Source organism: Planomonospora antibiotica, assembly GCF_014647955.1.
Lineage (GTDB): Bacteria > Actinomycetota > Actinomycetes > Streptosporangiales > Streptosporangiaceae > Planomonospora > Planomonospora parontospora.
The window spans coordinates 205,442-219,036 of the sequence record NZ_BMQE01000001.1; the positions used below are offsets into that span (position 1 = coordinate 205,442).

A 13,595-nucleotide genomic window follows, 5' to 3' on the forward strand; every position below is an offset into this window, starting at 1 on the left:
CGCTACGGTTACCCCTGTTTCGGTAATCCGGAAGGAAAGGGGATCTTGTCTGCGGTCGGGGATTCCCGGGCCGCGAAGTGACACACTGTCGATCAGGAAGCGAGCAAGGAGCACCACGTGTCCATTGATCCGCCGGGTACCGGTTCCACTGTTCGGCGCATCATGCTCGGCGCGAGCCTGCGCCGGCTGCGGGAGGAGAAGGGGCTCACCCGGGAGGTGGCCGGATTCCACATCCGCGCCTCCGAGTCCAAGATCAGCCGCATGGAGCTGGGCCGCGTCGGCTTCAAGACGCGTGACGTGGAGGACCTGCTCACCCTGTACGGCGTGCTCGACGACGCGGAGCGGCGCAGCCTGCTGGAGATGGTCCGCGAGGCGAACACCCCCGGGTGGTGGCACAAGTACGGCGACCTGCTGCCGAACTGGTTCGCCACCTACGTGGGGCTGGAGGAGGCGGCGAACGTGATCCGCACCTACGAGGTGCAGTTCGTGCCCGGTCTCCTGCAGACGTCGGCCTACGCGCGCACCGTGATCCGGCTGGGCTACCCGGACGTGCCGGACGCCGAGATCGAGCGCCGCGTGCACATGCGCATGCAGCGGCAGGAGCGCCTGTCGAAGAAGGACGGACTCCGCCTGTGGGCCGTCATCGACGAGGCGGCGCTGAAACGGCCGATCGGAGGCCGGGAGGTCATGTGCGAGCAGCTCCGGCACCTGCTGGAGGTGGCCACCCTCCCCAACATCACCATCCAGGTGATGCCCTTCCGGTTCGGCATGCACGCGGCCGAGGGCGGCGCGTTCAGCATCCTGCGATTCCCCCAGTCCGACCTGTCGGACGTCGTCTATGTCGAGCAGCTCTGGGGTGCCCTCTACCTGGACAAACGTGAGGACATCGACCCCTACCTCACGGCCATGGAGCAGCTGTGCGTGGAGAGCACCACGCCCGGGGGCACCGCCGAGATCCTCGGCGACCTTCTCAGAGAGATGTAAATGGAGCAGACCTACAACGGCATGCCGGCCACGGACCTGGCCGGGGCCCGCTGGCGCAAGAGCCGCTACAGCAACTCGACGGGCAACTGCGTCGAGCTCGCCGAACTGCCGGACGGCAGCGTCGCGGTCCGTAACTCCCGGTTCCCCGACGGCCCCGCCCTGATCTACACCCGTGACGAGATCCGCGCGCTGGTGCTCGGGGTCAAGGACGGCGAGTTCGACGGCCTGGTGGTGTAACGCCGTTTTTACCTCCGCGCGCGCAGGTTAACCTGCGCGCGCCGGTGGCGTAACAGGCGGAGCCGGCCGACCGGGCAGAGTTCGGACCACACCGAACCTGGGGGCTCGAAATGATCGACCAGATGACCCTGTACCCCGTGGCCGACGACGTGCTGTTCGCGCCGGGCGGCCGCGTGGTGATCCGCACCTACGGCGTCGCCCCGGCGGCCGGGCGGGACGGCGAACGCACCCCGGTGGCCTACCGCACCTGGGTCACCGGAGTGCGCGACCAGCCGCGCTACTGGCACTGGGGCCGCTTCGAGGACGCCTGCCACGGCCACCGGCAGGTCGTGGAGTGGCTGACCGGCCGGGGACCGCTGCCCGCCGCGGTGGCGGCCTGAGCGGCGCGCCGTACGGCGCGATCAGGGCCGCCCGGGGCAGGAGACGAGCTCCTCGATCACCAGGCCGCCGCCGATCCCGAGCAGCCAGACGTCCTTGGCGATGGCGTTGCCCTCCGGGGTCGGGCGCAGGCTGCCCTCCTGCCGCAGGCCGGGCGTCTTCAGGTAGAGGCCGAGCAGCCCTCCGGCGAAGGCCGTGAGCGCGGCTCCGGCCAGCAGCGACGGCACCACCGGGATCAGCAGCGCCGCGCCGAGGGCGATCTCGGCCCCGGAGAGCAGCCGGGTGAACTTCTCGGGGTCCATGTCCTTGAGGAACGGGTAGGTTCCCGCCGCCATCCCGTGGAGTCCCGCGGCGGTCTGCTTGTCGGCGTCCTGCTTGCCGAGCCCCGAGTTGAGGATGATCGCCCCGGCGGCGAACCGGGCGGGGAGCTGGTGTGCGCGAGCCAGGAACCTCATGAGTCCTCCCAGCGGTGGTCGGGCCTGAATCCCGTTCCCTACCCCCGTTCCCCCGCCTCCCGACGGCCGGGCCGGTAGTGCTTTGTTAGATCAGTGGCGCCGCCGGCGGGGGCGTGCGCCGGTCCGGCCGGGGCGTCAGACCGGGGCGTTCCAGGTGAGGAGCACCGGTCGGCCGTGCTCGAAGCCGAGACGGGAGTAGGTGCCGGTGTCCAGGCGCAGGAAGCGGCCCTCCTCGGGCGGCCGGCCGAGCCAGCGGGCGGCCAGGATCCGCAGGTAGTGGCCGTGGGCGACCAGCGCCACCGCGCCCTGTGCCCGCCGGGCGCGGGCGATGACCCGGTCGGCGCGGGCGCCGACCTGGGCGATGCTCTCCCCCGGGTGCGCGGCGTCGCCGGGGACCACCCCGTCACGCCACAGATACCAGTCGGGACGGGTCTCGCGGATCGACGCGGTGGTGATGCCCTCGTAGCCGCCGTAGTCCCACTCCCACATGTCCGGGTCGGTCTCGTAGCGCTCCAGTCCGGCGAGCTCGGCCGTCCGGCGCGCCCGCAGGGCGGGGCTGACCAGCACCAGGCCGAAACCCCCGCCGGCGACCAGCGGGGCGAGCGCCCGCGCCTGGTCCTCGCCCCTGGCGGTGAGGGGCATGTCGGTGCGCCCGGTGTGCCGCCTGTCCCGGCTCCACTCGGTCTCGCCGTGCCGCAGCAGAATCATCTCGTCCATGGTGGAACCATCATGCCGGTACGGCCCGTGCCCGCCCGTGGCCGCCCCTGCCGATGCCCCTGCCGACGCCCCGTGCGTTCCGGAGATCCGTGGCAAGCTGGATCCGTGACGATATCTGTGGGTCTGGTCGGTGCGGGGCCATGGGCGGAGATGGTGCACGCGCCGACGCTGGCGGCCGGGCCGCACACGAAGCTGGCGGGGGTGTGGGCGCGCAGGCCCGAGGCGGCCGCCCGGTTCGGTGCCCCGGTCTTCGACCGGATCGAGGAGCTGTTCGACGTCTGCGAGGCGGTGGTCTTCTCGGTGCCGCCGGCCGTGCAGGCCGAGCTCGGGGTGCTCGCCGCGAAGGCGGGCAAGGCGCTGCTGCTGGAGAAGCCGCTCGCGGCCGACCTGGACGGCGCGCGGCGGCTGGCCGACGCGGTCGGCGAGGCGGGGGTGGCCTCGCAGATGTGCCTGACCTGGCGCTACTCGGCGGCCACCCGTGCGTTCCTGGCCCGGGTGTCGGCCGTCGAGCCGTTCGGCGGGTACGCCTCCAACGTCTCCGGCGCCCTGCTCGGCGGGCACTTCGCCACCCCCTGGCGGCTGGAACGCGGTGCGGTCCTCGACGTCGGCCCGCACATGATCGACATGCTGGACGCCGCCCTCGGCACGGTCACCGGGGTGCGCGCGCACGGCAATCCGACGGGCTGGGTCGGCCTGCTGCTGGAGCACGAGACCGGCGCGGTCAGCGAGGCCTCGCTCTGCATGAGCGTGCCGGGACCGACCCCGCCCTCCCGGGTGGAGGTGTACGGCAGGCTCGGCGGCGAGTCCCTCGACGGCGACGCGCTCGGCGCCGACGCCTTCCCCACGATGGTCGCCGAGTTCGCCGAGACCGTGCGACGCGGCGGGCACCCCCTCGACGCCGCGCACGGCCTGCGCCTCCAGGAGATCATCACCGAGGCCGAGGCCCAGCTCGGCTGAGCCCGCCCGGCACCGCCCGGTGCGCCCGCCGCCCTCGCAGGATCCCGGTCCGGTGCGCCCGCCGCCCTCGCGGGGCCCCGGTCCGGCGTGCCCGGCCGCCGCGCCGCACGCCGGTGCGCGCACCCCGCGGGACGGGAGCGCGGGGGAGGATTGATACCGTTCGTCCGACGCGCGGTGTGGAGCGAAGTCCGGTGCGAGTCCGGCGCTGTCCCGCAACTGTCATGGCCCCGCAGGGTCGAGCCAGGTCGCCTCCCGCCGCGCCGACGCCGTCAACCCTCGTGGAAAGGGTGATCCGTCGTGGTTCTCGCGGGTCCTCGTTTCCAGTAAGCGAAAGGACCTCCCGTGAGGCCCGTACGTACCGCCTTCGCGGGCGCCCTCCTGAGCGCACTGGCCCTGGCCGGCTGCGGTCAGAGCCCGGCCCCCGCCACCGCCTCCCCGGAGGGGGCCGCCACCCCCGCCCCCTCGGCGAAGGGCTTCCCCGCCACGGTCGAGGCGGGCAACGGCTCCGTCACCGTCACCGCCCGGCCCGAGCGGATCGTCTCCCTGTCGCCCACCGCGACCGAGACCCTGTTCGCCGTCGGCGCCGGCCCCCAGGTGGTCGCGGTGGACGACCAGTCCAGCCACCCCGCCGAGGCGCCCAGGACGGACCTGTCCGGATTCAAGCCGAACGCCGAGGCGATCATCGCGCAGAAGCCCGACCTGGTCGTCCTCGCCACCGACACCGACGGCATCGTCGCCAAGCTGGGCAAGGTCGGCGTCCCGGTGCTGCTGGAGCCGGCCGCCGCCAAGCTCGACGAGGCCTATGACCAGATCACCGACCTCGGCGCGGCCACCGGCAACGCGGCCAAGGCCGAGGAGGTCGTGGCCGGGATGAAGAAGAAGATCGAGGAGGTCGTGGCGGCGGCGCCCAAGGACAAGAAGCTCACCTACTACCACGAGCTGGACACCACGCCCTACTCGGTGACCTCCACCACCTTCGTGGGCCAGGTCTACGCTCTGTTCGGCCTGACCAACATCGCCGACAAGGCCCCCGACCTGGCCGGCGGCTACCCCAAGCTCTCGGCGGAGTTCGTCGCCCAGGCCGACCCCGACCTGATCTTCCTCGCCGACACCAAGTGCTGCGGCCAGTCCGGGGAGACCCTGGCCAAGCGTCCCGGCTGGTCGAAGCTCTCCGCGGTCACCGGCGACCGGGTCATCGCCCTCGACGACGACGTCGCCTCCCGCTGGGGCCCGCGCGTCGCCGACCTCGCCCAGCAGGTCGGCGAGGCCGTGAGCAAGGCCGCGTCCGAGTAGGTGACCGGCTCCTCCCGGCTGAGGCCCGGCGCGCTCGCCCTCGCGCTCGGCGCCCTGCTCGCCAGCATGGTCGCCGGGCTGCTGGCCGGGGCCGCGGACATCGCCCCCGGCGGGGTCGTGCTGCAGCTGCTCGACTGGCTCCCGCTGGTCTCCGCCGACTCCGGCCTCGCCCCCGTCGAGCGGAACCTGCTGCTGGAGCTGCGGCTGCCCCGGGTCCTGCTCGGGGCGCTCGTCGGCGGCCTGCTCGCCGTCGCCGGGGCCGCCTACCAGGGCGTGTTCCGCAACCCGCTCGCCGACCCCTACCTGCTGGGCGCCGCGGCCGGGGCCGGGCTCACCACCACGGCGGCGATCGTGTTCCTGAAGGGGAACGGCGAGGCCCTCGTCATCCCGGTCGCGGCCTTCACCGGAGCCGTCGGCGGCGTGCTGCTCGCCTACGCCCTGGGCAACGTCGCGGGCCGGGGCGGCGGAACCGCCACCCTGGTCCTCGCCGGGGTCGCCGTCTCGTCGTTCCTGACCGCGGTCCAGACGTTCGTCCAGCAGCTCGGCGTCGACGAGCTGGAGCGCATCTACGCCTGGATTCTCGGCGACGTCGGCGGCGGCTGGGGGCAGATCACCCTGGCCGCCCCCTACGCGGCCGTCTCGGTGGGGATCCTGCTGCTGCACGGGCGGCTGCTCGACGTGCTCTCGGTCGGCGACGACGAGGCCGCCAGCCTCGGCCTGCGCGCCGCCCGGGTACGGCTGGCCGTCCTGCTCGCCGCCTCCCTGGCCACCGCCGCGGCCGTCGCCGTCAGCGGGCTGATCGGCTTCGTCGGCATCGTCGTCCCGCACGTCGTGCGCCGCCTGGCCGGAGGCTCCTACCGGATCGTGCTCCCGCTCTCCCTGCTCGGCGGCGCGGCCTTCCTGGTCCTGGCCGACGTGCTCGCCCGGACCGTCCTGGCCCCGGCGGAACTGCCCATCGGCGTGGTCACCGCCTTCGTCGGCGCGCCGTTCTTCGTCGCCGTCCTGCGCATGACCAGGCAGGCGGGCACATGAGCCGGATCCTGGCGCGCGGGCTGGAGGTCGTCCTCGACGGCAGGACCGTGCTGGCCGGTGTCGGCCTGGCGGTGAGCCGCGGCGACTGGCTCGCCGTGATCGGCGCCAACGGCGCGGGCAAGTCCACCCTGCTCAAGGCCCTGGCCGGGGTGCTGCCCTGCTCGGGGGAGGTGCTCGTCGACGACGTCCCCGTCCGGCGGCTCAAGCCCCGCGACCGGGCCCGGCTGATCGCCTACGCCCCCCAGTCCCCGGCCCTCCCGGCCGACATGACCGTGTTCGACTACGCCCTGCTGGGCCGCACGCCGTACATCCCCTATCTGGGCAGAGAGAGCCGCGCCGACCGCGAGGTGACGGCGTCGGTGCTGGAGCGGCTCGACCTGGAGCCGTTCGCCTCCCGGCGGCTCGGCCGGCTGTCCGGCGGCGAGCGCCAGCGGGTGGTGCTGGCCAGGGCGCTGGTCCAGCAGGCGCCGGTCCTGCTCCTCGACGAGCCCACCACCGCCCTCGACCTGGGTCACCAGCAGCAGGTCCTGGAGCTGGTGGACCGGCTCCGGCTGGCCGACGGGCTGACCGTGGTCACGACCCTGCACGACCTGAGCGTGGCCGGGCAGTACGCCGACACGATGACGCTGGTCTCCCGCGGTAGGGTGGCGGCCTCGGGAGCCCCCGCGGACGTGCTCACCGAGAAGCTGATCGACGAGCACTTCGGCGCCCGCGTCCGGATCGAGACCGGTCCCGGCGGCAGGCCCGGAGTCCACCTGGAGCGCCCCGATGACATCGAGCCCCCCGCGTCCGGTCCCTGAACCGCTCCTCGCGCCGCGGCCCCCCGAGCCGGCCGGTTCCGGTTCCGGACAGGACGGCGCCGGACCCGAGGCTCCGCGGAGGGGCGGGCGGGACGGCGTCGGAGCGGAGGCCGCGGGGCCGGGCCGCCTCGCGGGGGGTTCCTTCGAGCTGAGCCACCGCCGCGAGGACGGGGTCCGGCTGGCCTCGCTGCTGTGGCGGCCCGGTCCCGGGTGGCGGGCGATCTCCTCGGCCATGGTCGGCGGCGGCATCGGGCCGGTCGAGTGGGTGCTGAACGCCCAGGTGCCCGGCGGCTACGCGCGCATGGACCCGGCGGACCACCTGCGGGAGATGGCCCCGGCCGGGCCCGGCGTCGGCATGCTCACCGCCGCCGCGGTGGACCGCTTCACCCGGGCGGCCGACGGGGGAGCGGAGGCCGTGGCCACGGTGGGCCTGCGCGTCCCCACCTGGGCCGCCGCCCCCGAGGGCGTCCCCGACCCCGAGCTCGCCCCCCTGCACCGGCCGGGGACGATCAACATCATCGTCGCCGTCCCGGTCCCGGTGAGCGACGCCGCCCTGGTCAACCTGGTCATGACGGTGACCGAGGCCAAGACCCAGGCCCTGGTCGAGGAGGGCTTCGGCTGCACCGGCACCGCCTCCGACGCGGTCTGCGTGGCCGTACCCGAGGCGGGGCCGGGCGGCGGTGATCCCGGCGGCCCGGGGGAGCTGTTCGGCGGTCCCCGCTCCGTCTGGGGCGCCCGCGCCGCCCGCGCCGTGCACCGGGCCGTACAGCGGGGCGCCCGCGACTGGGCGGGGCGTGACGGGACGTGCACATGAAGTGAGGGAATTCCGGGAAGTAGCATGTCGGCGCAGGCGGGACTCTCCATACTCGGACGGGTGACGATGATGGCAACGACGGAGCCGGCGACGGAGCCGAAGGGCGAGCGGACGGTTCTCCAGGGCAAGCCGCCGTTCACCGTCGACGACCTGCTGCGGTTCCCCGACGACGGGAACCGCTACGAGCTCTTCAACGGGAGCCTGCTGGTGAGTCCCTCGCCTGTCCCCATGCACCAACTCGCGATCGCGCGCCTGCTGCGGATCCTGGAGGACGCCGCGCCACTGGAGCTGCAGCCGTTGCCGGAGGTCAACCTCCGGGTGGGGCCCCGCGACTTCTTCATCCCCGACCTCGTCGTGGTGCCGACGGAGGCCGTCGAGACGAACGAGCCGATGTTCCGGCCGGAGGACGTCCTGCTGGCGGTCGAGGTGGTCAGCCCCAGCACCCAGGGGAGGGACCGGCACCTGAAGCGGTCCGCCTACGCCGCCGCGGGCATCCCCGCCTACTGGCGGATCGAGCTCGACGACGGGCCGTCCCTGCACGTCCACGAGCTCGCCGGCGACGAGTACAAGCCCGCCGAGAGGCACGAGGCGGGGGAGACCGCCACCCTGGTCGTCCCGTTCGGGGTCTCCTTCGACCCCGCCGCGCTGCTCCGCCGCCGCGGCTGACGGGAGCCGGAGAGCCGGGCCGGCGGGGCCGGAGAGCCGATCGTTTCCCGATCGATCCGCCATCGATGCGGTGCTCTATTGACTTCCGGCGATAGGTTGCCACCCTGGTCCTATCCCCTATGGAGTGGTGATGCGGCGGCTCGGAACGGCTCTGGCACTCCTCGGCGGCCTGGCACTCGCGGTCGCCGCGATGCCCGCCGCCCTGGCGCACGAACACCCCAGCGGGATCACCGACCTGGTGACCCCCGCGGTGGTGCGCGTCGAGGCGACGGCGAAGGTGGACATCACCCTCCTCGACCACCTCGGCGAACTGGTCCACGTCGAGCGGAGCTACGAGGTGCCGATCGGCAGCGGCACCGGGACCGTGGTCAACCCCGAGGGCGCGGTCGTCACCCTGACCCGCGTGGTGGAGACCGGCAAGGACGTCGCGGTGTACGCCGCGAACCGGATCTTCGCCGAGCACCACAAGGTGAAGATCCCCGATGACTTCGAGCGGCACAAGCTCGGCGACGACCGGCTCGACCACCACCTGCAGGAGTGCTACCCGCCGAAGAGCTCCACGGCGACCTGTATCGTCGACGTCGCCACGGAGATCCGGATCTTCCCGAACATCGCCCCCGCCGACGCCGAGGGGTTCCGGGCCGAGATCGCCCGCGCCGGGGACGACCCTGACAGCCCGGCGGTGCTGGTGCCGGTCGGGCGCGCCGACGGCGGGGCGGGCATGCCCACCGCGCCGCTGGCCGCCAAGGTGCCCGACAAGGAGGGCTCCCCGGTCGCGGTCGCCGGGTTCACCGGGCGGCCCGCGGCCGACCGGCCGGAGACCGTGGAGATCGCGCACCTGCGGGCCGGGGGCGCCGGAGACGGCGGAAGGCGGTTCAAGGACCCCGAGGGCAAGGCCGACGAACCGGTGAAGCTGGGCGCCCTCGTCGACAAGGGGCTGCTCGGCGGCCCGGTGATCGAGGACAAGAAGGGCGAGGTCGTCGGGCTGCTCGTGGGCGGCGGCAAGGAGGCCCGGATGATCGGCGTCCGGGAGATCACCACGGCGCTGGCCGAGGCGAAGGTGCCCGCGCGGCGCGGTCCGATCGACGCCGCGTTCGAGCAGGCGCTGACCCGCTTCCACACCGAGTACTACGGAGACGCCGTCCCGGCCTTCCAGCGCGTCCTGGACCTCTACCCCGGCCACGTCGTGGCCGCCGCACACCTGAAGACCTCGCAGGCCAAGCGGGGCACCGCCGAGGACGAGGGCACGAAGCGGGCCCCCGCCGCCGCGGACGCGGACGCGGGCGGCGGGGGAATGCCGCTCTGGCCGTTCCTGGCCGGCGGCGGCGTGCTGGTGGCCGCGGTGGCCGCCGGGGCGCTGCTGCTGTGGCGGCGCGGGGCCGCGCAGGCCCCGGAGCCCGCGGAGGCCGGGACCGTCGAGACGGGCGTGCCGGTCCCCGAGCCGCCCGTCGCCATCCCGCGCAGACCCCCGGTCGACGAGGGGGCCAACCCCACGGTCGTGGTCGGGCGGTCCTTCCCCGCCCTGCCGAAGATCGCACCCGGAGACCCGCCCACCGGTCCCGGCGGGCCGTCCGCGGCTCCGGGCGGGCCGTCCACCGGCCCCGGCAGACCCGTGCTGGTCGCCCGCGACCCCGGGCGACCGGACGGGGTCGCGCCGAACGGCGGCGACACCGCCCCGGGGGCCGCGGGAGCCGGAGCGGGAGCCGCCGGGACGCACCCGGGCACGGCCGCCCAGAAGTACTGCACCGCCTGCGGGATGCGGCTGGGCCACGCCCACCGCTTCTGCGGCTTCTGCGGCCACCCGGCCGAGGCGTGACGGCGCCGGTGAACGAGAGAGCGCTCATCGGCCAGGAAGTGGCCGGCTACTACGTCGAGGACGTCATCGGCAAGGGCGGCATGGCCGTGGTCTACCTCGCGGTGGACTCGCGGCTCAACCGCCGGGTCGCGCTGAAGGTCCTCAACCCGCTGCTCGGCGAGGACGACCGGTTCCGACAGCGCTTCATCCTGGAGTCGCGGACGGTCGCCAGCATCGACCACCCCAACATCATCCCGATCTACGAGGCGGACGCCGCGGCCGACGGCACCCTCTACATCGCGATGCGCTACGTCGACGGCCCCGACCTGCGCCGCCTGTTCTACGACCGGGGACCGCTCCCGGTCAGCCAGGTCAGCCGGATCTTCACGCAGGTCGCCGCCGCGCTGGACACCTCGCACGCGCACGACCTGATCCATCGCGACGTCAAACCCGCCAACATCCTGATCGCCGGGCACACCGAGGGCGAGCACGTCTACCTCACCGACTTCGGCATCACCAAGCACCGCACCTCCATCTCCGGGCTGACCCAGACCGACCAGTTCATCGGCACCCCCCGCTACATGTCGCCCGAGCAGATCAACAAGGAGACCATCGACGGCCGCTGCGACCAGTACGGCCTGGCCTGCGTGGTCTACGAGGCGCTGGCGGGGAGGCTGCCGTTCCAGCGCGACAACGAGATCGCGCTGCTCTGGGCGCACCTGGCCGAGCCGCCCACGCCGCTCACCACGCTCCGGCCCGAGCTGCCGCCGGAGGTCGACGCGGTGATGGCGCGGGCGCTGGCCAAGGCGCCGGAGCAGCGCTACGACAGCTGCGCCGAGTTCGTCACCGCGCTGCGCGACGCGATCAGCGGCCAGTCCTACCGGCTGCAGCAGACCCGGCCGGCCGGCGAACAGCCGGGGAGGCCGCGCGCCCGGACGGGCGGGCGGCGCATCCTCCTCGGGGCCGGGGCGGCGATCGCGGTGATCATCGCGCTGGTCGCGGCGCTCGCCCTGGTCCTGCGGGGCGAGGACGCGTGGGCCGCCTACCGGGGCTCGGCCGCGGTGCCGGTCGCGTTTGAGCACCCGGCCGGCTGGACGACGATCCAGCACGCGGACGTGTTCACGGTCTCCGCTCCCCGGGCCGAGGAGTTCCGGACCCTGTTCAGCACGCCGGTCACCGCCGACTGGGCGGCGGTCAACGAGATCATCAAGGCCGAGCCGGAGGAGGCCACCGGCGTCTACGCGCAGACGCTGGACACGCTCGACCCGCGCGGCGGCGCCCAGCAGCTCCAGGAGACGCTGCAGTCCTCGCTGCCCGGCACGGTGAGCGTCTTCTCCGAGGTGGTGCAGGTCCGGGTCGGCGGACGGCCCGCCGTACGGCTGGAGGGGTCGATCGCCGACCCGCAGCAGGGCGGCCGGCTCGACTTCGTCGGCTACGCCGTGGAGCGACCGGACGAACCCGCCCTGATGATCTATTTCTGCGCGTCGGGCCGCTGCGACGACACGCTGGCGGGCCGGCTCGTGCGGAGCGTGACCTTCCCGGAGTCGTGAGCGCCGCCGGAGCGGCGGAGGCCGGGACCGCGCCGGGCGGGGAGCGGCGGAGACGGGGAGGGCCTCCGGCCGGCCCCTAGCCGACCGCCGCGCCCGGCCGCACCACTCCGGACTCGTAGGCGAACACCACGGCCTGGGCGCGGTCGCGCAGGTGCAGCTTCATGAGCACCCGCGCCACGTGCGTCTTGACCGTCGCCTCGCCGACGAAGAGCTCCTTGGCGATCTCGGCGTTGGTCAGGCCGCGGGCCAGGAACCGCAGCACCTCCAGTTCCCGCGGCGTCAGCTCGCCGAGCCGGGGCGGCGGCGCGGGCTCGTGGCGGCCGGCGAAGGACGCGATGACCCGCGTGGTCACCGCCGGGTCCAGCAGGGCGTCGCCGCCGACCACGACGCGGACGGCCTCGACGAGCTGCTCGGGCGGGGAGACCTTGAGCAGGAAGCCGCTGGTCCCCGCCCGCAGCGCGGCGTAGAGGTTCTCGTCGGTGTCGAAGGTGGTGAGCATGACGACCCGAGGCGGGTCCGGCTGGTCGAGCAGCTGCCGGGCCGCGGTGAGGCCGTCCATGCGGGGCATGGAGATGTCCATCAGGACGATGTCCGGCCGGGTGCGGCGGGCCACCGCGACGGCCTCCAGGCCGTCGGCGGCCTCTCCGACCACCTCCATGCCCGGCTCGCTCTCCACGACGAGCTTCAGGCCCGCGCGGACCATCGCCTGGTCGTCGGCGATCACGATGCGGATGACGTCGCTCATACGAGCACCTCCAGGGAGAGCGGGAGCCGTGCGCGGACCCGGAACCCGCCCTCGGCGCGCGGGCCGGCCTCGAACGTGCCGCCGAACAGGGTGGCGCGCTCGCGCATGCCGATGAGGCCGTTGCCGGTCGACAGCTCCGGCGCCGCGCCGGCGCCGGTCCCGCCGGTGTCGAGGACCTCCACCTCCACGGAGTCGTCCAGGTAGGCGACGCGGACGGAGATCTCGGACTCGGCCGCGTGCTTGACGGCGTTGGTGAGCGCCTCCTGCGCGATGCGGTAGGCGGACAGGTCCAGCCCCGGCGCGAGCCGTACGGGCTCACCGGTGACGGACAGCGTGATGCGCAGGCCCGAGGAGGCGAGCGAGTCGACGGTGATGGCGAGCAGGTCCAGTCCCGGCTGCGGGATGGCCTCGTCCAGCGGCATGCGCAGGGCGCCGAGCATGACGCGCAGTTCCTCGACCGCCTCGCGGCCCGAGCGCTCGATGCCGAGCAGCGCGTCGGCGTCGCCCCCGCCCCTCCGGCGCAGCACCCCGGCCTGCATGACCATCATGCTCACGCTGTGCGCGACGACGTCGTGCAGCTCGCGGGCGATGCGGGTGCGCTCCTCGGCGACGGCCTCGGCGGCCCGGCGCTCCCTGTCGCGTTCCAGTCGTACGGCGTGCTCGGCCAGGCGGCGGGCCCGGGTGGCGTAGGCGTTGACCGCCAGGCCGGTGAGGTAGGCGGAGCCGAAGACGACGGTCAGGAAGATGACCTCCTCCGCCGGGAGCCACCGGTGGTCCACCGCGCCGGAGTCGAAGACGAGGACGCCGGTCACGGCCCAGGCCAGGCCGGGCCGGAGCGGCAGCTCCGCGCCGACGGTGTGGAAGACGAGCAGCAGGGAGAACAGCTGCCAGACCTGGCAGTGCTCGTAGCCCTGCCGGTGCCAGGCGTACTGGATGAGGATCATCAGGATGAAGACCGCGACCGGGGCCTTGCGGCGGAACCAGACGAGCACGCCGGTGACGAGCGCCTGGCCGATCCACCACAGTTCGGGGGTCTCGGCCGCGCCGTACTCGGTCGCGACGGTGAACGCCTCGAGCGTGCCGAGGGCGATGATCGCGGCGCCGATCAGCAGATCGACTCCCGGCACCGTGCGGAGGTGCCGGGAGAGGGTGAGGGGAAGCGCCATGCGGGG

15 protein-coding genes are annotated in these 13,595 nt (G+C 73.9%); 11 read left to right on the top strand and 4 right to left on the bottom strand.

The window, feature by feature from the left end:
- Positions 1–117: 117 nt before the first annotated feature.
- From IEZ06_RS00925 to IEZ06_RS00935, 3 genes are all read left to right on the top strand, one after another.
- Positions 118–984 (top strand): Sco1979 family transcriptional regulator, encoded by an 867-nt coding sequence (locus IEZ06_RS00925; RefSeq protein WP_189234718.1) that lies wholly within the window; start codon positions 118–120, stop codon positions 982–984.
- Complete coding sequence (locus IEZ06_RS00930) at positions 985–1,221, top strand: DUF397 domain-containing protein (RefSeq protein WP_189234719.1); 237 nt, start codon at positions 985–987, stop codon at positions 1,219–1,221. It begins immediately after the preceding gene.
- A 122-nt stretch (positions 1,222–1,343) separates the two neighbouring features.
- Positions 1,344–1,601, top strand: coding sequence for a hypothetical protein (locus IEZ06_RS00935; RefSeq protein ID WP_229797687.1), 258 nt, complete (start codon positions 1,344–1,346; stop codon positions 1,599–1,601).
- A gap of 21 nt (positions 1,602–1,622) precedes the next feature.
- Here IEZ06_RS00935 and IEZ06_RS00940 read toward each other — a convergent pair whose 3' ends face one another.
- Together IEZ06_RS00940 and IEZ06_RS00945 are read right to left on the bottom strand one after the other, a co-directional pair.
- Positions 1,623–2,054, bottom strand: coding sequence for a hypothetical protein (locus IEZ06_RS00940; RefSeq protein ID WP_189234721.1), 432 nt, complete (start codon positions 2,052–2,054; stop codon positions 1,623–1,625).
- Positions 2,055–2,189: 135 nt separating this feature from the next.
- Positions 2,190–2,771, bottom strand: coding sequence for a histidine phosphatase family protein (locus tag IEZ06_RS00945; RefSeq protein ID WP_189234722.1), 582 nt, complete (start codon positions 2,769–2,771; stop codon positions 2,190–2,192).
- 105 nt (positions 2,772–2,876) lie between these two features.
- Here IEZ06_RS00945 and IEZ06_RS00950 point away from each other — a divergent pair, with 105 nt between their 5' ends.
- From IEZ06_RS00950 to IEZ06_RS00985, 8 genes are all read left to right on the top strand, one after another.
- A complete protein-coding gene (locus IEZ06_RS00950; RefSeq protein WP_203871697.1) occupies positions 2,877–3,728 on the top strand; it encodes a Gfo/Idh/MocA family protein in 852 nt (283 codons plus the stop codon).
- A 342-nt stretch (positions 3,729–4,070) separates the two neighbouring features.
- Positions 4,071–5,021 (top strand): ABC transporter substrate-binding protein, encoded by a 951-nt coding sequence (locus IEZ06_RS00955; protein ID WP_189234724.1) that lies wholly within the window; start codon positions 4,071–4,073, stop codon positions 5,019–5,021.
- Positions 5,022–6,053 carry a FecCD family ABC transporter permease gene (locus IEZ06_RS00960; RefSeq protein ID WP_373293774.1) on the top strand — a complete coding sequence of 344 codons (1,032 nt, stop codon included), beginning with the start codon at positions 5,022–5,024 and terminating at the stop codon, positions 6,051–6,053.
- Positions 6,050–6,853 (top strand): ABC transporter ATP-binding protein, encoded by an 804-nt coding sequence (locus tag IEZ06_RS00965; RefSeq protein WP_189234725.1) that lies wholly within the window; start codon positions 6,050–6,052, stop codon positions 6,851–6,853. Before IEZ06_RS00960 ends, IEZ06_RS00965 begins: the two co-directional genes overlap by 4 nt.
- On the top strand, positions 6,822–7,667 hold the full coding sequence (locus tag IEZ06_RS00970) for an adenosylcobinamide amidohydrolase (protein ID WP_189234726.1): 846 nt from the start codon (positions 6,822–6,824) through the stop codon (positions 7,665–7,667). Before IEZ06_RS00965 ends, IEZ06_RS00970 begins: the two co-directional genes overlap by 32 nt.
- Positions 7,668–7,733: 66 nt before the next feature.
- On the top strand, positions 7,734–8,333 hold the full coding sequence (locus IEZ06_RS00975; protein ID WP_229797710.1) for a Uma2 family endonuclease: 600 nt from the start codon (positions 7,734–7,736) through the stop codon (positions 8,331–8,333).
- Between the two features lie 130 nt (positions 8,334–8,463).
- Positions 8,464–10,149 carry a hypothetical protein gene (locus tag IEZ06_RS00980; RefSeq protein WP_189234728.1) on the top strand — a complete coding sequence of 562 codons (1,686 nt, stop codon included), beginning with the start codon at positions 8,464–8,466 and terminating at the stop codon, positions 10,147–10,149.
- Between the two features lie 8 nt (positions 10,150–10,157).
- Positions 10,158–11,678 (top strand): serine/threonine-protein kinase, encoded by a 1,521-nt coding sequence (locus tag IEZ06_RS00985; RefSeq protein WP_229797688.1) that lies wholly within the window; start codon positions 10,158–10,160, stop codon positions 11,676–11,678.
- Positions 11,679–11,754: 76 nt separating this feature from the next.
- Here IEZ06_RS00985 and IEZ06_RS00990 read toward each other — a convergent pair whose 3' ends face one another.
- Entirely contained in the window at positions 11,755–12,423 is a 669-nt protein-coding gene (locus IEZ06_RS00990) for a response regulator (RefSeq protein WP_068894356.1), read from the bottom strand.
- Complete coding sequence (locus IEZ06_RS00995) at positions 12,420–13,589, bottom strand: sensor histidine kinase (RefSeq protein WP_189234730.1); 1,170 nt, start codon at positions 13,587–13,589, stop codon at positions 12,420–12,422. The genes IEZ06_RS00990 and IEZ06_RS00995 overlap by 4 nt, the downstream gene beginning before the upstream one ends.
- Positions 13,590–13,595 lie beyond the last annotated feature (6 nt).